Source organism: Vibrio jasicida CAIM 1864 = LMG 25398 (genome assembly GCF_000400365.1).
In the GTDB taxonomy this organism is placed as follows: domain Bacteria; phylum Pseudomonadota; class Gammaproteobacteria; order Enterobacterales; family Vibrionaceae; genus Vibrio; species Vibrio jasicida.
In genome coordinates, this window is sequence record NZ_BAOG01000003.1 from 12,960 (window position 1) to 36,175 (window position 23,216).

Here is a 23,216-nt window from a genome sequence, read left to right on the forward strand (position 1 = left end):
GATTACTGCTTTAATTCGTCTTCAAAAATCTTGTCTCGTAACTTCCAAAAACGACCAGACTTTCTCGCTATTACAAATTGAGGTAAGCGAAAGCGATGCTGATTCGCGACCACTTTGGTCGGGGAAGCCTCTTCAAATGGACGATGCTTGTCGGCTAAATGAGGGCGAACAAATTGATCTCTAAAGGTTTGCTTCTGCTTTTTGGTGTTTAAAGACCAAAACTCATGCACCAATGCATTCCCTTCACCTTGATAAGACTCTCCAGAGTACGTGACTTTCAGTTGTGACTTTCCATCACTGGATTTGAACACGGACAAGTCCATTTCTGTGCATTCAAAAATTAGCGCGTCTTTGAGGTTCAACGCTTCTTTTAGCTTTTTATCTGGATCGACAAGTGTGGCGTCGCACTCATGGCAAATACGAGCCGCAATGTCATTATCTGCACCACATTCGCCGCAGTATTTTGCTCTAAACCGATAACCACAATGCTCGCGTTCTCCGGTTTCGTCATCTTCAAAATAGCCTTGGCAGCGACGGCCAAAGTGCTCAAGCAAGAAACCATTGCTGTCTAACTTGCCCCAAAAGTTATTGTTGAATCCGCAAGCAGGGCAGGGAATAGTGATGATCTCGCTGGTGGAGTCTGGCTTTGGGTCGCCCACTTCTGGTTGGTATAAGTCATAGCTGTTACCGGCATAATCGAGCACTAAACATTCGGTTTTGCCTTCTGATAAACGCAGACCACGACCTACAATTTGCTGATACAAGCTGACTGATTCCGTGGGCCGTAGAATCGCGATCAAATCAACATGCGGTGCATCGAAGCCGGTTGTTAACACGGAGACGTTAACTAGGTATTTAATCTCACGGTTTTTAAACGACTGAATGATCGCATCTCGCTCTGGAGTTGGTGTATCACCAATCACAATGGATGTTTCCCCTTCAGGTAATAAACCATGAATTTCTTGAGCGTGTCGTACCGTCGCAGCAAATACCATCACACCTTGACGTTCTTTGGCGTATTGAATGATCTGTTCAACGATTTGTGGCGTGGCGCGTTTGGCTTTGTCGATCACCATATCCATTTCGGCTTCTTTGTATCGTCCAGTACTGGCTGGCTTAAGCTGCGAGAAGTCGTAGGACAGTACTGGCGCATCCATCATACGTGCAGGTGTTAAGAAGTTTTCATCCAATAAATAACGAATCGGTAGTTCGAAGATACAATCACGGAAAAAACGAGGTTCTTCGGTACGAACTTGTCCGCGAGTGTGGTATTGGTAAATCCACCCCATCCCAAGACGATATGGCGTTGCGGTTAAGCCAAGGACCTTGATACCTGGATTGAGCTCTCTTAGGTGAGTGATGACTTTTTGGTAGCTGCTGTCTTTATCATCGGGTACGCGGTGGCATTCATCAATGACCAGCAAGGAAAATTGGTTTTTGAATGAATCTAAATTGCGTACGACTGATTGAACGGATGCGAATACCACCTTTTGATCGGTTTCTTTTCTGCCTAAACCCGCCGAAAAAACTGAGCCTTTTAAATCGTAGCCTTCATACTTGGCGTGGTTTTGTTCCACCAACTCTTTAACGTGTGCGAGCACTAATACGCGTCCCTTGGCGAGTCTCGCCAGTTCTGCAATAACCAAACTCTTACCGGCACCTGTTGGTAGTACAATGACCGCTGGTGTGGTGTGTTTGCGAAAATAATGAATCACCGCTTTTACAGAGTCGGCTTGGTAAGGGCGAAGGGTGTACATGAAAATCTGTGAAATTGCTCAACTATTCTAATTAGGATCGCTATAATACCCGACTTTTATACCCAAGTGACTTTTGAGTGCGGTTTTACTTACCGATTGTTAGCTTAAATGGGCTTGGGCAGAGGTCATTTGGGTATAATTCAATGAGGTATTCATGCGTTTAGATAAATATTTGTGTGATGCTCTGGGTGCGACTCGCAAGCAGGCAACAAAGATCATCAAAAGTGGCGAAGTAACCATCAATGGTGAAGTACAAAAAAGTGGTTCTTTTAAAGTACCAGAAGGTGGTGTCGTCCAGTGGGATGGTCGTGACGTTGGTAAACCTGGCCCACGTTACATCATGCTATACAAGCCTGCGGACTTTGTTTGTTCGCATGAAGACGGGCATAACCCGACCGCTTTCGTTCTGCTCGATGAGCCGAAAATAGAGAACTTGCACTTTGCTGGTCGTTTGGATGTCGATACGACAGGATTAGTTTTGATCACTGACGATGGCCAATGGTCTCATCGTATTACTTCACCTAAACACAAGTGTGAGAAAACCTATCGTGTTTGGTTGGTGGATGCGATTGAGCCAGACTACGTGGAGAAGTTTGCCCAAGGGATAGAACTTCGCAATGAACGTGAACCGACATTACCAGCACACTTGGAAATCGTGAACGAAGCCGAAAACGAAGTGCTATTGACGATTGTCGAAGGCAAGTACCATCAAGTGAAGCGCATGTTTGCTGCTCTTGGCAATAAGGTTGAACACCTTCACCGTGAGCGTATCGGTTCTATCGTATTGGATGAAGCTCTAGAGCCCGGTGATTACCGTGTGTTAACCGAAGAAGAAGTCGAATCGGTATTAAAGTAATTCTTTCTGATTGGAAATAATCGCTGTTCTGGGAAATTGTTTAGTTCTCGATAGGAACTAGTGTTTTGGTAGGAAATCACTCAGAATGGGGTTTCCTACCAAATTTGTGTTAATGACTGAACCAGTCATGTATTCGCTGCTCGTAAACGCAGGCTGAACTGTATTTAATCTGAGAAAAACCTTTTCTCTTGTTGGTCCTTACTGACGATAAGTACAGACGGTGTTAACTTCACCGCCTCTTCGTTTTAGCTCGGTTATATTGTCGCTGCGCATAATCATCATGCAGGTTTAAGCGTCGAGTTAGTCAAGACCGCCTTGGTATACTTTCGTCAGTAATGCTCAAGTGACACTAACAAAGTGAAAAAGTACTTGAGCATCTGTATTTCTCAATAGTATGGATACTACGCACTGTTTTTTGTAACTCTGTTATGAAGCCAGTGTTCGAGAAGTGTCACTCATCTGTCTCAATCAATGTGGAATGTTGATGGGAGGACCACAACAAGAGGTAAATCAATGACAGAAAAAGCCCAAAGTGCTCCCCAGTCACAAATCAGTTTTTTATTGTTTCTTGTTCTCGGTGCAATCGGTGCATTAACCCCGCTTGCTATCGATATGTATCTGCCAGCTATGCCTACTATCGCGAAAGATCTAGGCGTGACAGCAGGGGCAGTGCAAATTACGTTAACGGCGTACACCGCAGGCTTTGCGTTAGGCCAGTTGCTTCATGGACCGCTAGCTGATAGCTATGGTCGCCGACCTGTACTCATTTTAGGTGTGTTCTTTTTTGGTTTGGCGGCGGTAGTTAGTGCAACTACAAATGGTATTGATGCTCTGACGTATGTACGTACTGCACAAGGTTTTGCAGGAGCAGCAGCTGCCGTGATCATCCAAGCTGTCGTTCGCGATATGTTTGACCGTGAAGACTTTGCACGTGCAATGTCGTTTGTGACCCTAGTTATCACTATTGCGCCGCTTGTTGCGCCTATGATCGGTGGTCACTTAGCGATTTGGTTTGGTTGGCGCTCTATCTTCTGGGTATTGGCTATCTTTGCTGTCGTAGTGATTTTGCTGGTGTTATGGATGATTCCGGAAACGCTAAAACCAGAAAACCGTCAGCCATTAAGAGTCCGAACAACAATTCGCAACTATGCACGCTTGTGTTCAAATCCTGAAGCATTAGGTTTAATGCTTTCTGGGGCGTTCTCGTTCTCAGGTATGTTTGCATTCCTGACGGCGGGTTCATTTATCTATATAGATTTGTATGGTGTTCGACCGGACCAATTTGGTTATCTATTTGGTTTGAACATCGTGGCGATGATCATCATGACCAGCATCAACGGTCGTTTGGTGAAAAAAGTCGGCTCTCATACCATGCTTCGTTTTGGTTTAGCTGTGCAATTAACCGCGGGTATTGGTCTGTTTGTTGGTTGGATGTTCAACCTTGGTTTGTGGGGTATGGTGCCATTTGTCGTGCTGTTTATTGGTACCTTGTCTACGATTGGTAGTAACTCAATGGCGTTGTTGTTGAGTGGTTACCCAACCATGGCTGGTACAGCATCTTCACTTGCTGGCACCTTGCGTTTTGGTACTGGTTCACTTATTGGTGCGCTGGTTGCTGCAATGCCGAGCGGTGTTGCATGGCCGATGATCATCGTTATGTTTGCTTGTTCAGTGCTGTCTGCACTGTTTTATTGGACTTTAGGAAGAAAGGCGTAATGTCTAATTACACCAAAGAAATTCAACACTTGGTTAATTCTGCTCTGGAAGAACTGGATCAGGAACATCGTTCAGGTAAATTGGCGAATGCGCCAGTTGCTAACAATCATTACTTGGTTCGTTGGGTGACCAAAGCGCTAAAGTCACAGCGTTTCGGTCGCACTGTTGGGGATGATTTAACGCGTTGGCAAAAAGCGGGTCGTTCAAAAGGGAACGATGCTGGCTTGCTGTTTATCTTCAAACGTATTTCTGCTTATTACGCACAATTCTTCCCAGAAGGCGAAGAACAGAAAGTGATCAAAGATTCAGACATTGAAGCGTTTTTGGATCTTATGGAGCAAGCTCAGTGGGAAGTGTCGACTTCTGAGCAACTGATTGGTTGTGGTAAAGTACAAATCTTCACTGAGGGTCAAAACTCTCTGGCGCTTTGTGCAGACCAATGTGAAAGCTGTTTTGATGGTGAAGTGCTTGCTAAACCGATGAGTTGGTTTGTTCGCGGTAACCACGCTGAATTTGTCGAGAAAGCAACGCAAGCTGGCTACATGGTCCATAAGGTGACCGATTACAAGTCAATGGTGAAATACCACGGTGAATACCTGATCTTCCCTGCGAATGAAGGTAATCAGCTGGCAGAGATCCCGTTGTCATTTAAAGCAGACTAGACCGTATTAAGCATCTCAATAAGTAATCGACTTTCACCTACAAGTGAGCGAAAAACGTTACTTATCGGAGATTACGGTTCTTTAAAGCGTACATACTGTGGTGTGTACGCTTTTTTGTTTTTGAGGGCCTGACATTTACTTCTATCGAGCGATTAAACAAACTTATGGCTGTGGTCGTAGAAATTCATGATGCGCTTCAGGGCCCAATCTCGATATCGGTCGGATTCAATTAAAATGTCATGCCTTGCATGAGGAATGCTTAGAAGCCTTGAACTGGCACAATGCTCATTGAAGAAGTCTTGGGCAGGCAAGGACACAACGTTATCCCCCTCCGGTTGCACGATTAAAATCGGCGTTTTAATGTCTTTGGCTTGAGCTAAACAATTTTTACCGGCAGCAACGGCTTCACTAATCCACTTAGGGCTAACACCGCCGAGTCTCAAGTTGGGATGGTTGCTCAACAAATCACTGTAGGCTTTAAAGCGATTAGGGCTACTTGTATGATCATTGCCTTCAAAGGTTTTGGTCACAAATGCTGTTTGGGTAGGGGCGAAATTCGGTGTTTTCTGAAGTTGACTGATGAGTTTAATGGTGGCCGTTTGAATGCCGCCAACCACTTTGGGTAATTTGATACCAAACATTGGGCTTGTTAGAGCGCAAGCTTTAACGTTGTGATCATAACTCGCGAGGTATTGAGTTGCGACAGCACCTCCCATCGAGTGGGCGAGCATCATAACTTCGTCTTTATGTTGGCTCTCTACAACCTCTTCAAGAAACTGAGCTAAGTCTTCAACATAATGTTCAAATTGGTCCACGTGTCCAAGTTCGCTGTGTTCTGCCAAGCGTTGCGACTCTCCCTGACCTCGATGATCAAAGGAATAGATATTGAAGTATTGGCTGAGTTCGTAAATGACTTCTTTGTACTTCCAAAACGATTCATTTCGCCCCTGAACAATGACTAACGTTCTTGTATGGTTTTGAGGGTTCACGTTAATCCAAGCGATATCATTATTCATCGCACCTTTAAAGTAACCGCTCTTTCTGTTTTGCCATACGTCATCTATTTGATGGTGATAATCCTGCTTATGGTGGCTCAATTCCGAGGTAATGGGGTGATAGCGTTTATAGGGCTTGTGAGGAATATTGAGTTTTCTTCCTATGCTGGTCACAAACAAGCGGCCCAGTTGAGCACCGTGCAAATAGTCGGCATCAAGTTGTTTTTTCGTACTCTCAACAACCGAAGATTGTAAGTTCCGCGCTGGAGAAATCTCGTAAATGTTTACATCATCAGGAGGAGAGGCGAGAAAGCGTCGAGTTTGTCGATAAGTTTCTTCGTGTTTGAGCAAAATAGCCGACAGTTCACTCATTGTTTTGGATGGCGCGCGCTTTAGCACTGCTTCTATTAAAGGATGATGTTCGTCAAAATCGATGGGCATCGTCCGGATCACGACGATGTGTTTGTAACCTCGACGATAAGCTTCTTCAACTGGGATTGGTGCAGAAACACCGCCGTCTAACCAACGTGCGCCATTAAACACAACGGGCTTTTTGTGCAGAGCGGGAATAGCACAAGATGCTCTCAGCACATCCTTCCAATTATCAACGGTGACATCAAAACATTCTGTCGTTAGGTTCCGTGCGTGTGTCGCGACGGCGACGACTTGCTTTGTTTTGAGTAAATCAGAACCTTTTTCCCAGTTTAACGGGATGCTTATCTCGGCATTGTCTACTAAAAAATCTAAGTCAAACCCTTCACCATTGAGCAAGTATTTCGTGAGTTTAAAGAACTCAGGGCGTCGTGTTGTTTCTGTGATGATTTTGTAGGCATGCCCTTGATGCCCACAGATATACGAGGCGAGGTTGAGAGAGCCCGCAGAAGTACCAATCAGCAAATCAAAAGGATTGAAATCAGCATGCAGGAAGGCATCTAACACGCCTGCAGTAAAAATGCCTCGCTGACCGCCTCCCTCTGTCACCAACGCGATCTTATCGACGTGTTGCTGACGAAGCATAAAGTTATCGTGGTGTTTACTGCTAATGATGTATCGATTGCCCATTGTGATTCCAAAATCTGCTTAACGTTATAGTCACTAAGTTCAGAACAAAGCCGGTCTAAAAAGGTATGAGCTAAGAATAATATGGAGATTGTACTGAAATAAATTCAATTAAATTTACAGAGTGTTAATCAATATAGAACCTTTCCAATAGCACTCTCAAATAGCCTTTATCTGCTTTGTTTGAAAGTGCTATGAGAGGCCAAGCGCAATGGGGCGTTACTCCCGCTCTAGATGCTCTGCTTCTTTGGCGATCGCTTTTACCATACCTTTGAAGATGAATAGGTGTGCTGGCATCATCGCAAACCAGTAAAGCAAACCAGGGAAGCCTTGCGGGTGCCACCATGCGGTGATATCGAATTCGCGCTCTTCGCCATCGTCTTTGATTGTAATTTCTAAACGACCAAGTCCGGGACCTTTCATACCGAAAAACAGTGAGAGGAACTGGTTCTCTTCGCAGCGAATGACCTTCCATGAATCAATGAAATCACCTACTTTGAGCTCTGGCCCCGGTGGTGAAACTCGAATGGGTTTTCCTCCACCAAAGAAGATATCAAGCCACTCTCGGGTGCGCCAAAGGATGTTGGCAAAGTAATAGCCTTTTTCAGGGCTCCCGATCTTTTGTGCGACTTTCCAAAGTGATTCTGCAGAAGCTTTTGTCTTAATGCTTGCTCCTGCTTGTTTTGGATAATAGCCGTAGCCTGGTTGCCAACGTTTGAGAGCTGCTGGTTCAAACCCCCATACGTTACTACGCACAAAAGTTCCCTCCGTAGCGATGGTGTCCGCTACGGACTGTTCATAGCTGATTAACTCTTGTGGAAATCGCTCGTGAATGGCTTTGGTATTGGCAATGTAATCGTGCTCTAAACCAGCAAGCAGCGCTTTACCAATACTTGTGGGAACTGACGTCACAATGGCTAACCAATACGATGCCATTTTGGGTGTTAGCAGTGGCGTTGACCACAGTCTGTAAGGTTTCTTCGTTATTTTACAAATGACTTCAAATTGCTCGCGATAACTTAATGTATCCGGCCCACCAACTTCATAGATTTCACTTTCTGTTGGTTTGGTTTCTGCCAGTTCCAGCAAATAGTGATTGAGGTTGGGTAGGGCGATTGGGTTAGCTTTGGAGTCGACCCACTTAGGCGCAATCAGAATCGGCAGGTTATAGACGAAGTCACGCATGATCTCGAATGCCGCAGACCCTGGCCCAATAATCACGCCTGCGCGAAGCTCGGTAACAGGAACACCGGCTTGACGAATGATCTTCCCCGTCGCTTTACGTGCTGCTAAGTGTTGAGAGTTGCCGGTTTGAGGCTGAATCGCACTCAAATAGATCACGTGTTCTACGCGACTTTTCTCAAGCGCATTTTTAAAGTTCTCTGCGAGGTTTAACTCGTACTCAACAAAGTCGTGACCTTGTGCCATACCATGCACAAGGAAGAACACCAAATCAAAATCATTTACGACTTCAAGCGTCGCTTCTGCGTCTGCGAGGTCTAAATAAGTGAGAGTGAGATTAGGGTGTGGCTGAGTTCGAGATTCTAAATAGTCAATATGACGAGCTGCTGCAGTGACAATGTAACCTTTATCGATCAGTTGTGGAAGAAGTTGAGAGCCTATGTAGCCGGAAGCCCCGAGTACCAACACCTTTTTCATTATGAATCCTTTTATTACTGGTGGATTAGTCACCACTGGGTATAATCATGAGACACTTTTCCCGTTCTATCAATAAGTTGTCGTCGGAGCGAGCATGACTTTTTTCTCACAATTGGTTATTCATGCTGATAAGTCGTTTTTACGTCGACTATTTGCCATCGCATTACCCATAACTTTACAGAGCATGATGTTCTCCAGCCGAAGCTTGGTGGACGTACTGATGCTCGGTCAATTGGGAGAGGCTGAAATTGCTGCGGTCGGCGTTGCGGCAAGAGCGACATTCGTTACGACCATCATGCTCCTTGGCGTCACAACCGGCGGGGCGTTGTTAACAGCGCAGTACTGGGGAGCGGGAAACAAAGTAGGTGTAAGGCAAAGTACGTCGTTGACGTGGATGATCTCCATGGTTTTCGCTGCCCTTACGGTGGTGTTGTTCGTTCTGTTCCCAGAACCAATCATGCGCCTGACAACGGATTCGGAAGAGGTGATTCGACTTGGTGCTGATTATCTCGTTATTTCATCGGTTAGTATGTTTGCTGTAGCCTGTGTCGCAAGTATGGCTGTCGGTCTTCGAGCCATGCATCAACCCGGGCTTAGCACCTTTTTCAGTGGCATCGGCATTCTGTCCAACATCTTCCTTAACTGGGTGCTCATTTTTGGTCAATTTGGCTTTCCTGCAATGGGTATTAAAGGGGCTGCCATTGCCACCGTTATCAGTGGTGCTATTGAAGTAACTTGTTTATTCAGTTACCTGTGGTTTAAAAAACACATCATTGCGTTTTGTTTGGATGATATTCGTGCCAGCTTGGTGTTGGATAAAATTACACGTTTCTTGAAGCTCTCTCTTCCGACCACATTTAACTTCCTTGCTTGGGCGGGTGGTTTGTTTGCCTATCATGCGATTATGGGGCAAGCAGGCGTTCAAGGTTTAGCGGCATTGTCAGTAATGACGCCGGTAGAGTCAATTGCTCTAGCTATGATGATTGGTTCATCTAACGCCGCGGCAGTATTGGTGGGCAATCAATTGGGAGCGAAGAACTTTGGCCCTGTTTATTATCAAGCTTGGGCGACGGTGATCCTCAATGTGGCGATTGCTATCGTGGTGGCGATTTTACTTCTGTTTTCTAACCAACTTATTCTCGACGCCTTCAGTGCGTTGACACCAGAAACGCGCCACCTAGCTGAACAGTTTATGGTGATTCTTGCCGTCGGCGTGGTTCTTCGCTCTGTTCCTATGATGGCCATTGTCGGTGTGCTTCGTGCGGGTGGGGATGTGAAGTTCTGCTTGTACCAAGATCTGATTGCGCAATGGGTGATTAGCATTCCTCTTGCCGCCTTTGGTGCTATCTACCTAGGCTTTGAACCACAATGGGTTTACTTATTGTTTCTAACCGAGGAAGTGGTTAAGTGGGGGACATGTTTACACCGCATGGCGAGTAAGAAATGGATGAAAAATTTGATCGATGCTTAAGAAGGGTCGCGAGACAAGTTGCATTTGTAGTCTGATAGTGTGATCAACTATTCAAATTACTTCCTACCAACCGGATTTTAGTGTAGATTCTGATTCCAATTTTTAAACACCATTTGAGCGGCAAAATCAATGTTGAAACTGTCAGACCTATGTAAAGGCTATGTAGACGGGGGCGAATTTCATCCTGTACTACAAGGGGCAGAATTAACATTACAACAGGGTGAACAAGTTGCATTAATGGGAGAGAGTGGTTCAGGTAAGAGTACACTCCTTAATTTAATTGCAGGCCTTGATACCGCTGACTCTGGTGAAATCCAATACCCAAGTTTCGCGATGCACAGTGCTCCAGAGCGCTTAAGAACACTTTATCGTCGAAACAACATCGGCAACATCTTTCAGCAATTCAACCTGCTGCCTACTTTGAATATTGCAGATAACATCCGTTTCTGTCGCCAGTTAAAAGGCTTGCCTGAAGACAAAGGTTTATGGCGCCAAATTCTCTCTGCACTCGATCTTATGCCGCTTTTAGGGCGTTATCCAGAAGAGGTATCAGGTGGACAGCAGCAGCGCGCTGCGATTGCTCGTGCGCTGTATATGGAGCCGAAGATCTTACTTGCCGATGAGCCGACTGGTAGCTTAGATGAACGAAATGCTGAAGCGGTAATGCGCTTATTGACCAGCCTTGCTCGTCAGCTTGAGTGTACGCTGTTGTTGGTGACGCACAGTGAAAAGGTCGCTGAGCACATGGAAGGCCGCATTCGTCTTCAAGGAGGGCAATTGCATGTTATGGCCCGTAGTTAAGGCGCTACTCGGTCATTACCGTCGTTACCCACTTCAAATTATTCTTGTTTGGCTTGGTTTAACCCTCGGAGTATCACTCCTTGTTGGTGTGACTTCAATTAACCAACACGCGAAACAGAGCTACGAAACTGGTGAGAAACTTTTTTCCAACCCTTTGCCTTACCGTATTCGTACTAAACACTCTGCAAACAAAATTCCTCAAGGCTTTTATATCCAGCTTCGTCGTGCTGGTTTTAATCAATGCGCACCATTTGATGTTCTACATTTAGACACCAACACCGATATAAGTTTGATGCTAGTGGGGGTTGACCCTGTTGCATTGCTGCCGCTACAGCAAGGTAAATCGCTTAAAGATCTTCCAATGCTGACGTTAATGAAGCCGCCATATCCAATCTTAGTCAGTCAAGATTTAGCTGCACATATGTCATGGAGTAATGGGGACTTTATTACGCTGAATGATGGCAGTCAGCTCGGACCTTTGAAGGTTGATAGTGACAACTTGCTTTCTGGTACGCGTTTAGTCACGGACATCTCTCTATTAAGAATGCTGCAACGCAGTTCAGGATTGTCTGCGATTGCTTGTGGTGAAATGCCAGAGGAAAAAGTTCTGGCGCTAAAAAACATGCTACCTAATGGCATGACGTTGGTGCGCAATAGCCGAACAGAGTTAGAATCGCTTACTAAAGCATTCCACATGAATTTAACGGCCATGGGAATGTTGTCCTTCCTTGTTGGTTTGTTTATCTTCTATCAAGCAATGTCTCTGTCTTTTATCCAACGTCAACGTTTAGTTGGTATTCTTCGCCAAACGGGCGTGAATGGCATGCAGCTCGCACAGGCATTGATGTTAGAACTGACCATTCTAGTTTTGGTTGCATGGGCTTGTGGTAACTTCTTCGGGTTGATCTTAGCGAATGAACTGATTCCTGCAGTGTCATCCAGCTTAAGTGATTTATACGATGCCAACGTTGGTCTCACCATTGGTTGGTCATGGGAATCGAGTTTATATAGCTTGGCAATGTCGGCGTTGGGCGCTCTGATTTCTTGTTTATGGCCTTTGATTCGTTTGTTGAAATCACAACCCATCCGTCTTTCTTCTCGTTTATCTTTGATGCGCTTTGCTGGACGTGAATTCTCTTGGCAGGCGTTTGCTGCTTGTGCTTTTTGTGTGGCGGCCGTTGCGGTTTATCAAGCTCCAAGAACGCAAGAGTCAGGTTTTGCTATCATCGCGCTAATGTTGATCAGCGTGGCGTTGTTTATGCCATTTTTGATGTGGCATATGTTCCAAAGTTTCTCTTATTCATTACGTTGGGTTCGTGTCCGTTGGTTCTTCGCTGATGCGGCGGCAAGCATGAGTTACCGGGGTGTTGCTACGATGGCCTTTATGCTGGCACTTGCGGCGAACATTGGTGTTGAGACCATGGTAGGCAGTTTCCGTGATACGACCGACAAATGGTTGAGCCAACGTCTTGCTGCAGATATCTACATCTACCCTACGAACAACTCAGCAGCTCGCATGAGTGCTTGGTTAAAAGAACAACCAGAGGTCGATACCGTTTGGTGGCGTTGGGAAAAAGATGTGCCTACGGAACGTGGAGCGCTTCAAGTAGTGAGTACAGGGGCTTCGGAAGGGGAACTTGATTCACTCACAGTAAAACTTGGTGTGCCTAATTATTGGTATCACTTACATCATTCAAAAAGTCTGATGGTCAGTGAGTCTATGGCATTGAAGCTCGACATTCGCCCTGGTGACTATATTGATCTTCAGCCACCGTTAGGGGGAGGGTGGCAAGTTGTTGGGGTGTACTACGACTATGGCAACCCCTACAACCAAGTGATGATGTCGCACCGAAATTGGCTGTATGATTTTGCGGGCTCAGGTAACGTTGGGCTTGGCGTTTTACTTGAAGACAATGTTAATGGCGAAGGTTTGAAACGTCGCTTAGAAAACGTGTTCCGCTTGTCACAAGACCGAGTCTTCGACAACAACAATATCTATAACCAAGCCATGCGAGTGTTTGACCACACCTTTGCGATTGCAGGCACACTAGGCAACATTACATTGATTATTGCTGTGTTTGGCTTGTTCTTTGCCACCCTTGCTGGCGAGTTTTCACGGCAAAGGCACTTTTCTTTACTTCGTTGTATGGGCGTGTCGGGTAAAGAGCTTGTCCTCCTTGGTGGGTTACAGTTGTTTGCTTTTGGTATGATCTCCGCCATTATTGCCGTTCCGCTCGGATTAGCGTTGGCACATTTGATTGTTGATATCATTATTAAGCAATCTTTTGGCTGGTCTTTAGAGTTGCAAACGATCCCTTGGGAGTATGTTCAGACGATTGCTTGGGCGATGTTTGCCATCATGATCGCGGGGGCATTGCCAGTGATCAGAATGATTAAGAGTACTCCGATGAAGTCGTTGAGGGATGCTCTGTGACGAAGAATATGAAGCCGAAAAAGATCTTCTCGATATCAGTGTTGGTGTTTATTGCTTTCATTGCATTAACGGGTGCGACACTGTATTTCACGCATTGGGCCGAAGCGACGGCAACGAAAGAGAGTGACATTAGCGCGGTACTACAAAGAGAAAGCAAAACGATCTTTGAACCAGTGTTGCCAGATGAACATGTCTCGCTTCCTCAGGATTTTCGCTTCCATCCAGATTATCAACATGAATGGTGGAATTACTTTGCCAAATTACAAGATAAGCATGGCAAGGTTTACAACGTTCAATGGAGCTACTTTAGAGTTGCAACAGATGAGCGTGATACCAGAGGTTGGCAAAATCCACAGCTTTTTATCTCCCATATTGTGATTAGCAATGGCTCTAAAGTATGGAAAGAACAAAGAGTGGCGCGTGGTGGCATTGGACAAGCTGGAATGACAAATCGCCCGTTCCGTCTGTGGATAGATAATTGGACGTGGCGAGCGTTAGGTTCTACGCCCTTTCCGGGTAACTTAGAGGTGACAACAGATACCTTTGGTATGGATTTAAATACCACTACTAGCGGCCCGTTCGTCGTGAATGGCGATAAAGGCTTTCAAGTTAAGCACGCGCTCCAATCTGTCGCATCCTTTAGCTTCAGTGCACCTTTCTTAAATGTAAAAGGCAACCTAACCTTAAATGGTCGGGATATTGAAGTGACAGGGGCTGCGTGGACGCAAAAAGAGTGGGGTAGTGGCCTAATCGGTGAAGGACAACAAGGCTGGGACTGGTTTGTTTTCAATCTTGATGATGGACGAGCACTTACGGTGAGTCGCTATCGTCATCATGGACAGGTTCCCCATCTGTTTGGCACTTTAGCGACACGTTCCGGTAAGGTGATCAACTTAACTGAGAAAGAATTAACCATGACACCTTTGCAGGTCACTGGCTTATCAAACGGAAGAAGGCTACCGCTGCAATGGATCATTAATGTCCCCGAGCACAACATCAATTTGACGACGAGAATCATAAAATCGGACATGTGGCTTCCGTTTGTGATCCCTTATTGGGAAGGACCGATACTCGCATCGGGTTCCAATGAGGCGTGGGGATTTATGCAACTCACCGGTTACTAAAAAGAACAGAAAGCCACCTCATCAAAGGTGGCTTTTTTGTCGTTGAAACACGCAGTTTTCGTCGTAAAACTGCATGTTAATCACGAAAATCAGTCACATATTATACTAAGTTAATAGTAATCTATGTGAATACATAGACTTATAGGGAGATTGTCAGGTCTTGTAAATTTATATGTTCTTGTTGAAAAATACGATGTGTCGTAAAGAATACATCGGAAAAATCGAAGTTTATACTCTGAACAAGCGATTATTCTAAAATTTTCAGCAGCTATACACTCTCATCATTCTTTGTTAATCGTTTATTAAGATAATAAATATAAGGGCGAAATCATGAACGATGTCATTCGTGACTTTTTCAAAATGGAATCCGCTGGTGGTATTCTTCTGGTAATTGCTGCGGCAATTGCGATGACCATTGCTAACACCCCACTTGGCGAAACTTATCAAGCTATGCTGCATACTTATGTATTTGGTATGTCAGTATCCCATTGGATCAACGATGGCCTTATGGCTGTGTTCTTCCTACTAATCGGTCTTGAAGTAAAGCGTGAGCTACTTGAAGGCGCACTAAAATCGAAAGAAACCGCAATCTTCCCGGCAATTGCTGCGGTTGGCGGCATGTTGGCTCCTGCACTTGTTTACGTTGCTTTCAATGCTGGCGACCCTGAAGCGATCTCTGGTTGGGCAATTCCAGCGGCGACAGATATCGCATTTGCGCTTGGTATTATGGCGTTACTAGGTAAACGTGTGCCAATCGCTTTGAAGGTGTTCCTGCTTGCACTTGCAATCATTGACGACCTTGGTGTTGTAGTGATCATCGCGTTGTTCTACACCGGTGACCTATCAACAATGGCCTTGTTAGTTGGTTTTGCGATGACTGGCTTGCTCTTTATGCTGAATGCAAAAGGGGTGACTAAGCTAACACCGTATATGATCGTTGGTGCTATTCTCTGGTTCGCGGTTCTGAAATCTGGTGTCCATGCAACATTGGCAGGTGTGGTGATCGGTTTTGCTATTCCACTGAAAGGTAAGCAGGGTGAACACTCTCCACTAAAACACATGGAGCATGCACTTCACCCATATGTAGCGTTCGGTATTCTTCCTCTATTCGCGTTCGCAAACGCAGGTATCTCATTAGAGGGTGTATCGATGTCAGGTCTGACTTCAATGTTGCCATTAGGTATTGCACTGGGTCTGTTGGTCGGTAAACCTCTGGGTATCTTCACATTCAGTTGGGCGGCAGTGAAACTAGGTATTGCTAAGCTGCCGAAAGGCGTGAACTTTATGCATATCTTTGCGGTGTCAGTGTTGTGTGGTATCGGCTTTACGATGTCTATCTTCATCTCATCATTGGCGTTTGCAAACGTGAGTCCTGAGTTTGACACTTATGCTCGACTAGGCATCTTGATGGGCTCTACCACTGCCGCTGTACTTGGCTATGCGTTACTGCACTTCTCGTTGCCAAAGCAGGCGTCAGAAGAGGTTGCTGAGGAATACTAAAGCGAACCGCTTTTAGAGCAGCAATTTGAAATACGAAAACCTCTCAATTGAGAGGTTTTTTTATATCTTGGATTTACTATTTGCTAGTGCATAGCGGGGAACGACAGACGAAAAAAAGCCCAGAAGAAAATTTATCTGGGCGGATACAAACATAGGAGTTAATAAGAAAAAGCAGCAATGTAACAACCAGAAAGAAACAAGTTTGACGGCCTGAAAAACTTTAAATGCCCTAGTTGTTACAGTAATTCAGACCGAGCTAATTCCATTCAGTTCCATTTTTTTTAGAAGTTTTTTTCACAAAATAATATTCGCTTTAAATTCATTCCTTTACGCCTGCACTTTCTATCTCTGGTCAGACCAATGCTTGAAAATGTGATGTTAATCGTTTGTTAATCTGTCGTTTCGGGAGTATATTTTCAAACAGTTGTTTAATACGAGTGATTGAAATGGCCCCGAGAAGTACAACAAAAGAAAAAATACTCGATGTAGCAGAAGGACTATTTGCAGAATACGGCTTCAATGACACATCACTAAGAACCATTACTGGTAAGGCGAACGTAAACCTTGCTTCGGTAAACTACCATTTTGGCGATAAAAAGACGCTCGTTAGAGCCGTTTTAGACCGCTATTTAGAAGCGTTAATGCCGAGCATTAAAACATCTCTGATAGAGCTAAACACCCGTGACGATTACAACATGGATGAGGTATTCGAATCGTTGCGCTTACCCTTACGGGCGTTAAATGATGTGCGACCAAACGGTACTGCCTTGTTTATGTTGTTGATAGGGCGAGGTTACACCGATGTGCAGGGGCACTTGCGCTGGTTTATCAGCACCAGATATGACGAAGTGCTGAAGTTGTTTATGTTCTCCATAGGCAAAGCAAACCCTGAACTAACAGAAGAACAGCTGTTTTGGCGATTACACTTTACCCTTGGAACTTGTGTTTTCACCATGGCATCTAGTCAAGCGCTAACGGAAATTGCGGAAAGTAAATTCCAAAAAGACGTCGATGCGAAGTCTGTCGTCGACCTACTGATTCCATACCTGTCGGCAGGAATGTCCGCCAAGTAAACCTAATTAAATCAATAAAAAAGAAAAGTGAAAGCCGCGAGCGGTAATGTGAACAAAAGGATCTGAACTATGAGCTCTCTACGAAGAAAATGGATTAGTGACCCAGCATTTAAAATGTTTAAGAAAGTACTGCCACCATTGTCGAGTACGGAAAAAGAGGCAATGGAAGCCGGTAGTGTATGGTGGGATGCCGAGTTGTTTTCTGGCAAGCCTAACTTTACAACGCTTCATCACTACCCAAAACCAGCACTGACGTCTGAAGAACAAGCCTTCATGGACAATGAACTTGAGATGTTACTTGAAATGCTAAACGATCAGCAGATCGTAAAAGATGACCGTGATCTACCACCTGAAGTCTGGGAGTTCTTACGTAAAGAGCGTTTCTTCTCCCTGATCATTTCGAAAGAATACGGCGGCCGAGAGTTTTCTGCACTTGCAAACTCAACCATCGTATCTCGTATTGCCACACGAAGTATCAGCGCGGCCGTATCAGTCATGGTGCCAAACTCTCTTGGCCCAGGTGAGCTACTTTCTCACTATGGTACTCAAGAGCAAAAAGACTACTGGCTACCACGTCTCGCTGACGGTACGGATATTCCATGTTTTGCCTTAACCGGCCCTGAAGCTGGCTCAGATGCAGGCGGTATTCCAGACCAAGGCGTAGTTTGTTACGGCACGCACGAGGGTGAAGAAGTTCTTGGTATCCGTGTTAGTTGGAACAAGCGTTATATTACCCTAGCACCTGTTGCGACTGTTCTTGGTCTCGCATTCAAACTTCAAGACCCAGATGGCCTGCTTGGCGACAAGAAAGATGTGGGTATTACCTGTGCATTGATTCCTGCTGATCACGAAGGTGTGGAAATTGGTGAGCGTCACGATCCGCTCGGTTCTGCGTTTATGAACGGTCCAACACGTGGTAACGATGTGTTCATTCCTATGGACTGGCTAATTGGTGGCTCAGAGTACGCGGGTAAAGGTTGGCGTATGTTGGTGGAATGTTTGTCGGCAGGACGTGGTATTTCCCTTCCTGCGCTCGGCACCGCGATCGGTCACCTTACCACACGAACCACAGGCGCTTACGCATATGTCCGTAAACAGTTTGGTATGTCCATCGGTAAATTTGAAGGTGTCGCTGAGGCGATGGGACGCATTGGTGGTTTAACTTATCTACTTGAAGCAACACGTACTCTGACGACGACGTCTCTTGATATGAAAGAGAAACCAGGCATCGTGACAGCTATTGCTAAATACCACATGACGGAAATGGCCCGTACTATCCTGAACGATTCTTTCGATATCCATGCGGGACGCGCGATTCAAGATGGTCCAATGAACTACCTAGCGAAACATTATCTAGGCATTCCTGTTGCTATCACCGTCGAAGGTGCAAATATTTTGACTCGCAACCTAATGATTTTCGGTCAAGGTGCGACACGTTGTCATCCATACGTACTGAAAGAGATGGAAGCAGCGGCCAACCCAGATTCGAAAGAAGGTGCGAAAGAGTTTGATGATCTGCTGTTTAAGCACATTAAACATGCCACGGGTAACACCTTTGGCGCACTTGGCGCAGCGCTAACTGGTTCTCGTTTTGTTAAGGCGCACATGAGCGGCCCTACGCAGCAATATTACAAGGACATTACTCGTCTAAGCCGTGCGCTAGCCGTAAGTGCTGACTTTGCGATGCTGACGCTTGGCGGTGATTTAAAACGTAAAGAGATGATCTCTGCTCGTTTGGGTGATGGCCTAAGTTACCTCTATATGGCATCAGCCGCGTTGAAGAAGTACGAAGATGAAGGTCGACAACAGGGTGATCTAAACTTTGTCCATTACGCGGTACAGTACTGCTTATACAATGCGTCTAAGTCACTGAATGAAGCGTACTCAAACTTCCCTGTGAAATACGTAGGTGGTGTCCTGAAAGGCTTGTTATTCCCACTTGGTAATCACTTCAAAGCACCGAGTGATGAACTGTGTGTAGGTCTGGCAGAGGCTATGATGACCCCAGGCGCTCAGCGTGACCGTCTGACGCACCTTTGTTACATCGGTAAAGACGAAGACGACAGTGTGGGTTTGATGGAGCGTGCATTTTTAGCGATGTATGACGTTAAGCCATTAGAGCGCAAACTGATGAAGGCGGCTAAAGATGGCAAAGTTGCACGCAAAGGTCTATTACATGACCGCCTACAGCAAGCGTTTGAAGAGGATGTGTTAACTGAGCAAGAAATAGATCAAATTATGGCGGCGGATAAGCTGCGTTACAAAGCAATTCAAGTTGACCACTTTAGCCATGACTTCTCAGAAGTTCGTACTAATGTGACGACGAAAAAATCGCATTTGAATTCAGCGGCATAACGTCCACACTAAAATGTTCGAAATAAGCACCTCAGCCGAGGTGCTTATTTGTTTCTATCGGTCATAAATGATGCTGTGAGTGCTCCAACCACTTGCATTTTCGCAGCATTTTTACAGAAATTAGGTGCGAAGTAGGGCTGAACCTTTTATCCTAGCAACGTTTTTTAAAGGAAGTTGAATATGATCATCAAACCTAGAATTCGTGGATTTATCTGTACTACTACGCACCCAGTGGGTTGTGAAGCTAACGTAAAAGAACAAATTGCTTACACTAAAGCACAAGGCCCAATTAAAAACGCTCCAAAACGCGTTCTCGTTGTGGGTGCATCAAGTGGCTACGGCCTATCTTCTCGTATCGCTGCGGCATTTGGTGGCGGTGCTTCAACTATCGGTGTTTTCTTCGAAAAAGAAGGCACGGAGAAGAAGCCAGGTACAGCAGGTTTTTACAACTCTGTTGCATTTGAAAAGCTAGCTCGTGAAGAGGGTCTATACGCGAAAAGCCTAAACGGTGACGCGTTCTCAAATGAAGCAAAACAGAAAACAATCGATCTGATCAAAGAAGACCTTGGTCAGGTAGATATGGTGGTTTACTCACTGGCTTCTCCAGTACGTAAAATGCCAGAAACGGGTGAACTGATTCGTTCAGCACTTAAGCCTATCGGTGAAACTTACACGTCGACCGCTGTTGATACCAATAAAGACGTCATCATCGAAGCAAGCGTAGAGCCTGCTACTGAGCAAGAAATCCAAGACACAGTAACCGTAATGGGCGGTGAAGATTGGGAACTATGGATTAATGCACTATCAGAAGCTGGCGTGCTAGCAGATGGCTGTAAAACAGTCGCATACAGCTACATCGGTACTGAGCTAACTTGGCCGATCTACTGGGATGGCGCTCTAGGTAAAGCGAAAATGGACCTAGATCGTGCATCAGCAGCACTGAACGAGAAACTGTCTGCAACTGGCGGTAGCGCAAACGTAGCGGTACTTAAGTCTGTTGTGACTCAAGCAAGTTCTGCAATTCCTGTAATGCCTCTATATATCGCAATGGTATTCAAGAAAATGCGCGAAGAAGGCGTACATGAAGGTTGTATGGAACAAATCTTCCGCATGTTCAGTCAACGTCTTTACAAAGAAGACGGCAGCGCTGCAGAAGTAGATGAAGTGAACCGCCTACGTCTGGATGATTGGGAACTGCGTGAAGACATCCAACAACACTGTCGTGACCTATGGCCACAGATCACGTCTGAAAACCTAAAAGAGCTAACTGACTACGTTGAGTACAAAGAAGAGTTCTTGAAGCTATTCGGCTTTGGTGTTGACGGTGTGGATTACGAAGCAGACGTGAACCCAGCAGTAGAAACAGATTTCACACAAATCTAATCGTTTCTAGCGGAATTGAAAAAGGCGCTCAATGAGCGCCTTTTTTCTGTCTAGAATCTTTGAATAAGGAGCGCTAACTGATCTGTAACGCTCATTCATTGTGATTAACTCAGAATAATCAGAATGGTACCAGCTAAGGTCATCAAGATATTGGCTATCGCGTACGTACCTGCGTAACCAAGCGCAGGAATTGTCGACTTAGCGTATTCGTTCACTACGTCCATTGCTGGAGCACACGTACGAGCTCCGATAATAGCACCAAAGAGTAGGGCACGGTTCATCTTAAGCACGTAAGCGCCAACTAGATATGCAAGAACAACCGGCACTACGCTTACAATAAATGCTAAACCAATGATCTGTGGACCAACTTGAGTCAAGTGCTCGAACATCTTGCCACCAGCACTTAAGCCTATTCCGACCATAAAGAACATCAAACCTAAATCTTTGACCATATTTAACGCCCCTTGCGGAACATAACCGAAAGTAGGGTGGTTTGCTCGTAGGAAGCCCAGCGTGATGCCTGATAGTAATAGGCCGACTGCGTTACCTAAGCTGAATGACACTTGACCAAACGTCATGGTCACCAAGCCAAACATAATGCCCAGAATAAAGAAGCTACAAAACGCGAGTAAATCTGCCATTTGGCTGTGGATCGAGATGAAACCGATTTTCTCAGCGAGACCATGTACACGGCTCTTTTCACCACTCACCTGAAGGACATCACCTTTAGCGAGAACAATGTCTAAATCCATCGGCATTTCAATTTGAGCACGCACTACGCGGTTTAAGAAACAGCCGAATTCAGATAGGTTCAAATCAGACAAGCGTTTGCCTGCAATGGCATCGCTCTTAACCACGATCTCTTCTTCGACTATTCGAAGGTCAAGCAGGTTTCGGTCGAATACTTCTTTACCGTTGCGGAAGCTAGGGTCAAGACGCGCATGGCTGTCTGGGAAGCCTACTAGTGCGATTTCGTCACCTTCTTGCAGGATTGCATCACCGTCTGGGTGGGCAAGAATGCCGTTACGACGAATACGTTCTATGTAACAACCCGTCTGGCGGTAAATGCCCAACTCACGAAGGTTCTTACCATCTGTCCAGTCAATCAGCTCAGGGCCAACACGGTACGCACGGATAATGGGTAAATACACCTTTCTTTGACTAGAACTCCCTAAGCCGCGTTCTTGTGCGATTTGTTGAGCTGAGTCGGATAGGTTTTGTTTTTGCAATTTAGGCAGCAGTTTGGCAAACATGATCATGCTGATCAAACCGACCAGATAAGCCATGGCATAACCAACCGATAGATTTTCTAATACGAGAGAAAAATCCATGTTACGCGGAATGGTAGCAAGACCAGAGTTTAATGCATCTTGTGCACCTACCAGAACAGGCGTTGCGGTAAGGGCTCCCGCCATCATACCGGCAGATAAGCCAAAATCTAGGCCCATATAATGGCTACAGAAATAAGTTAAGCCGACAGCCGAGACCAACACGGTCATGCTCAAAATGAAGTAATGCTTACCATCTCGGAAGAAGATACCGAAGAAGTTAGGCCCAGCTTCGATACCTACACAGTAGATAAACAGCATAAAGCCAATCGTTAGCGCTTCTGCGTTAAATGAGAAGCCGAGGTGTCCCATGATAAGCGAGGTAATGAGCACGCCAATAGAGTTGCCTAACTGCAGCTTTCCAAAGCGAATTTTGCCAATGGCAAGACCAATTGCTAATACGACGAAGATTAGAAGAATGGGGTTTTGTTCAAGAAGATGTACGACGTCTATGTTCACTGTGTGGCTCGGTAAAGTGTGTGCCAAAGAAAAAGATTAAGAATTGCGAATTGTAACTAAATATAGCAAAAAGATAAGTGAATTTTTTTAGGTTTTACTATTACTTGACGTAAGGGAATAACATTTTGAATACATAATAAAAAAGCCGCTACTAGCGGCTTTTAAAAATTCAGTTATTCGAATTACTCGTCGAATAGACCTAGGTGCTCTTTTGCGTAAGCTTCAAAGTCATCACAACCACCGATGTGCGTTTGGTCGATGAAGATTTGAGGAACAGTTTCTACTGGCTTACCAACTGTTTTCTCTAGGTCAGCTTTAGAAATCCCTTCAGCGTGGATGTCTACGTAACGGTAGTTGAAATCATCACGTTTTGCCTTAAGTGTTTCAGCGTGCTCTTTAGCACGTACACAGAAAGGACATGCAGGGCGACCAAAGATAACTACGAACATAATCTTATTTCTCCTAAATCTATTCTTATTGAAAGCGAACGAAAACGTCAATGCTGCGATTCGCTCTCGTATGTTGGGACAACTATGCCCGATCCAGAACCGGAAATAAAGCAGCAAATGCCTCTTGTTTCGATA

General features: G+C 45.2%; 16 protein-coding genes. 11 read left to right on the forward strand and 5 right to left on the reverse strand.

Going from position 1 to position 23,216, the window contains the following annotated elements; genetic code table 11:
* Window positions 1-2: 2 nt before the first annotated feature.
* Window positions 3-1,757, reverse strand: coding sequence for a DNA repair helicase RadD (gene radD / locus VJL_RS00205; RefSeq protein ID WP_038874600.1), 1,755 nt, complete (start codon window positions 1,755-1,757; stop codon window positions 3-5).
* Between the two features lie 154 nt (window positions 1,758-1,911).
* Between radD and rsuA the strand changes: the two genes are divergently transcribed.
* The 3 genes from rsuA (at window position 1,912) to VJL_RS00220 (ending at window position 4,991) form a co-directional block, all read left to right on the forward strand.
* On the forward strand, window positions 1,912-2,613 hold the full coding sequence (gene rsuA / locus VJL_RS00210; protein ID WP_038874601.1) for a 16S rRNA pseudouridine(516) synthase RsuA: 702 nt from the start codon (window positions 1,912-1,914) through the stop codon (window positions 2,611-2,613).
* A gap of 513 nt (window positions 2,614-3,126) precedes the next feature.
* On the forward strand, window positions 3,127-4,329 hold the full coding sequence (locus tag VJL_RS00215; protein WP_038874603.1) for a Bcr/CflA family multidrug efflux MFS transporter: 1,203 nt from the start codon (window positions 3,127-3,129) through the stop codon (window positions 4,327-4,329).
* A complete protein-coding gene (locus VJL_RS00220) occupies window positions 4,329-4,991 on the forward strand; it encodes a DUF2913 family protein (RefSeq protein WP_038868724.1) in 663 nt (220 codons plus the stop codon). Before VJL_RS00215 ends, VJL_RS00220 begins: the two co-directional genes overlap by 1 nt.
* Window positions 4,992-5,143: 152 nt before the next feature.
* Here VJL_RS00220 and VJL_RS00225 read toward each other — a convergent pair whose 3' ends face one another.
* Both VJL_RS00225 and VJL_RS00230 read right to left on the reverse strand, forming a co-directional pair.
* Complete coding sequence (locus VJL_RS00225; RefSeq protein ID WP_038874604.1) at window positions 5,144-7,048, reverse strand: alpha/beta fold hydrolase; 1,905 nt, start codon at window positions 7,046-7,048, stop codon at window positions 5,144-5,146.
* 216 nt (window positions 7,049-7,264) lie between these two features.
* Window positions 7,265-8,704, reverse strand: coding sequence for a DUF2867 domain-containing protein (locus tag VJL_RS00230; protein ID WP_038874607.1), 1,440 nt, complete (start codon window positions 8,702-8,704; stop codon window positions 7,265-7,267).
* A gap of 94 nt (window positions 8,705-8,798) precedes the next feature.
* On the opposite strand from VJL_RS00230, the gene VJL_RS00235 reads away from it, so the two are divergent.
* The 8 genes from VJL_RS00235 to fabV all read left to right on the forward strand — a co-directional run bounded on the left by VJL_RS00235 (window position 8,799) and on the right by fabV (window position 20,845).
* Window positions 8,799-10,175 carry an MATE family efflux transporter gene (locus VJL_RS00235; protein ID WP_038868720.1) on the forward strand — a complete coding sequence of 459 codons (1,377 nt, stop codon included), beginning with the start codon at window positions 8,799-8,801 and terminating at the stop codon, window positions 10,173-10,175.
* Window positions 10,176-10,304: 129 nt separating this feature from the next.
* A complete protein-coding gene (locus VJL_RS00240; RefSeq protein ID WP_038874609.1) occupies window positions 10,305-10,976 on the forward strand; it encodes an ABC transporter ATP-binding protein in 672 nt (223 codons plus the stop codon).
* Window positions 10,957-13,410, forward strand: coding sequence for an ABC transporter permease (locus VJL_RS00245; protein WP_038874611.1), 2,454 nt, complete (start codon window positions 10,957-10,959; stop codon window positions 13,408-13,410). Before VJL_RS00240 ends, VJL_RS00245 begins: the two co-directional genes overlap by 20 nt.
* A gap of 8 nt (window positions 13,411-13,418) precedes the next feature.
* Window positions 13,419-14,534: a lipocalin-like domain-containing protein gene (locus tag VJL_RS00250; protein WP_038868755.1), complete on the forward strand. Its 1,116-nt coding sequence runs from the start codon at window positions 13,419-13,421 to the stop codon at window positions 14,532-14,534.
* Window positions 14,535-14,864: 330 nt separating this feature from the next.
* Window positions 14,865-16,034 carry a Na+/H+ antiporter NhaA gene (gene nhaA / locus VJL_RS00255; protein WP_038868717.1) on the forward strand — a complete coding sequence of 390 codons (1,170 nt, stop codon included), beginning with the start codon at window positions 14,865-14,867 and terminating at the stop codon, window positions 16,032-16,034.
* A gap of 446 nt (window positions 16,035-16,480) precedes the next feature.
* The gene (gene psrA, locus VJL_RS00260) at window positions 16,481-17,107 is read left to right on the forward strand and encodes a TetR family transcriptional repressor PsrA (RefSeq protein WP_038868716.1); all 627 of its coding nucleotides are present in this window, start codon (window positions 16,481-16,483) and stop codon (window positions 17,105-17,107) included.
* A 69-nt stretch (window positions 17,108-17,176) separates the two neighbouring features.
* A complete protein-coding gene (locus tag VJL_RS00265) occupies window positions 17,177-19,462 on the forward strand; it encodes an acyl-CoA dehydrogenase (protein WP_038874613.1) in 2,286 nt (761 codons plus the stop codon).
* Window positions 19,463-19,642: 180 nt separating this feature from the next.
* Complete coding sequence (gene fabV / locus VJL_RS00270; protein WP_038874615.1) at window positions 19,643-20,845, forward strand: enoyl-ACP reductase FabV; 1,203 nt, start codon at window positions 19,643-19,645, stop codon at window positions 20,843-20,845.
* Window positions 20,846-20,949: 104 nt separating this feature from the next.
* Here the strand turns inward: fabV and VJL_RS00275 are convergent, their stop codons facing one another.
* The gene (locus VJL_RS00275) at window positions 20,950-22,632 is read right to left on the reverse strand and encodes an aspartate:alanine antiporter (protein WP_038868712.1); all 1,683 of its coding nucleotides are present in this window, start codon (window positions 22,630-22,632) and stop codon (window positions 20,950-20,952) included.
* A 182-nt stretch (window positions 22,633-22,814) separates the two neighbouring features.
* Entirely contained in the window at window positions 22,815-23,081 is a 267-nt protein-coding gene (locus VJL_RS00280; protein ID WP_005428550.1) for a GrxA family glutaredoxin, read from the reverse strand.
* Window positions 23,082-23,216 lie beyond the last annotated feature (135 nt).

Excerpts from the sequence above, each read along its gene's own strand:
- VJL_RS00235 (WP_038868720.1), top strand. The coding sequence starts at position 8,799 with ATGACTTTTTTCTCACAATTGGTTATTCATGCTGATAAGTCGTTTTTA.
- nhaA (WP_038868717.1), top strand. The coding sequence starts at position 14,865 with ATGAACGATGTCATTCGTGACTTTTTCAAAATGGAATCCGCTGGTGGT.
- VJL_RS00225 (WP_038874604.1), bottom strand. The coding sequence starts at position 7,048 with ATGGGCAATCGATACATCATTAGCAGTAAACACCACGATAACTTTATG.
- VJL_RS00245 (WP_038874611.1), top strand. The coding sequence starts at position 10,957 with ATGTTATGGCCCGTAGTTAAGGCGCTACTCGGTCATTACCGTCGTTAC.
- VJL_RS00265 (WP_038874613.1), top strand. The coding sequence starts at position 17,177 with ATGAGCTCTCTACGAAGAAAATGGATTAGTGACCCAGCATTTAAAATG.
- VJL_RS00230 (WP_038874607.1), bottom strand. The coding sequence starts at position 8,704 with ATGAAAAAGGTGTTGGTACTCGGGGCTTCCGGCTACATAGGCTCTCAA.
- VJL_RS00280 (WP_005428550.1), bottom strand. The coding sequence starts at position 23,081 with ATGTTCGTAGTTATCTTTGGTCGCCCTGCATGTCCTTTCTGTGTACGT.
- VJL_RS00240 (WP_038874609.1), top strand. The coding sequence starts at position 10,305 with ATGTTGAAACTGTCAGACCTATGTAAAGGCTATGTAGACGGGGGCGAA.
- rsuA (WP_038874601.1), top strand. The coding sequence starts at position 1,912 with ATGCGTTTAGATAAATATTTGTGTGATGCTCTGGGTGCGACTCGCAAG.
- radD (WP_038874600.1), bottom strand. The coding sequence starts at position 1,757 with ATGTACACCCTTCGCCCTTACCAAGCCGACTCTGTAAAAGCGGTGATT.
- VJL_RS00215 (WP_038874603.1), top strand. The coding sequence starts at position 3,127 with ATGACAGAAAAAGCCCAAAGTGCTCCCCAGTCACAAATCAGTTTTTTA.
- psrA (WP_038868716.1), top strand. The coding sequence starts at position 16,481 with ATGGCCCCGAGAAGTACAACAAAAGAAAAAATACTCGATGTAGCAGAA.
- VJL_RS00250 (WP_038868755.1), top strand. The coding sequence starts at position 13,419 with ATGAAGCCGAAAAAGATCTTCTCGATATCAGTGTTGGTGTTTATTGCT.
- fabV (WP_038874615.1), top strand. The coding sequence starts at position 19,643 with ATGATCATCAAACCTAGAATTCGTGGATTTATCTGTACTACTACGCAC.
- VJL_RS00220 (WP_038868724.1), top strand. The coding sequence starts at position 4,329 with ATGTCTAATTACACCAAAGAAATTCAACACTTGGTTAATTCTGCTCTG.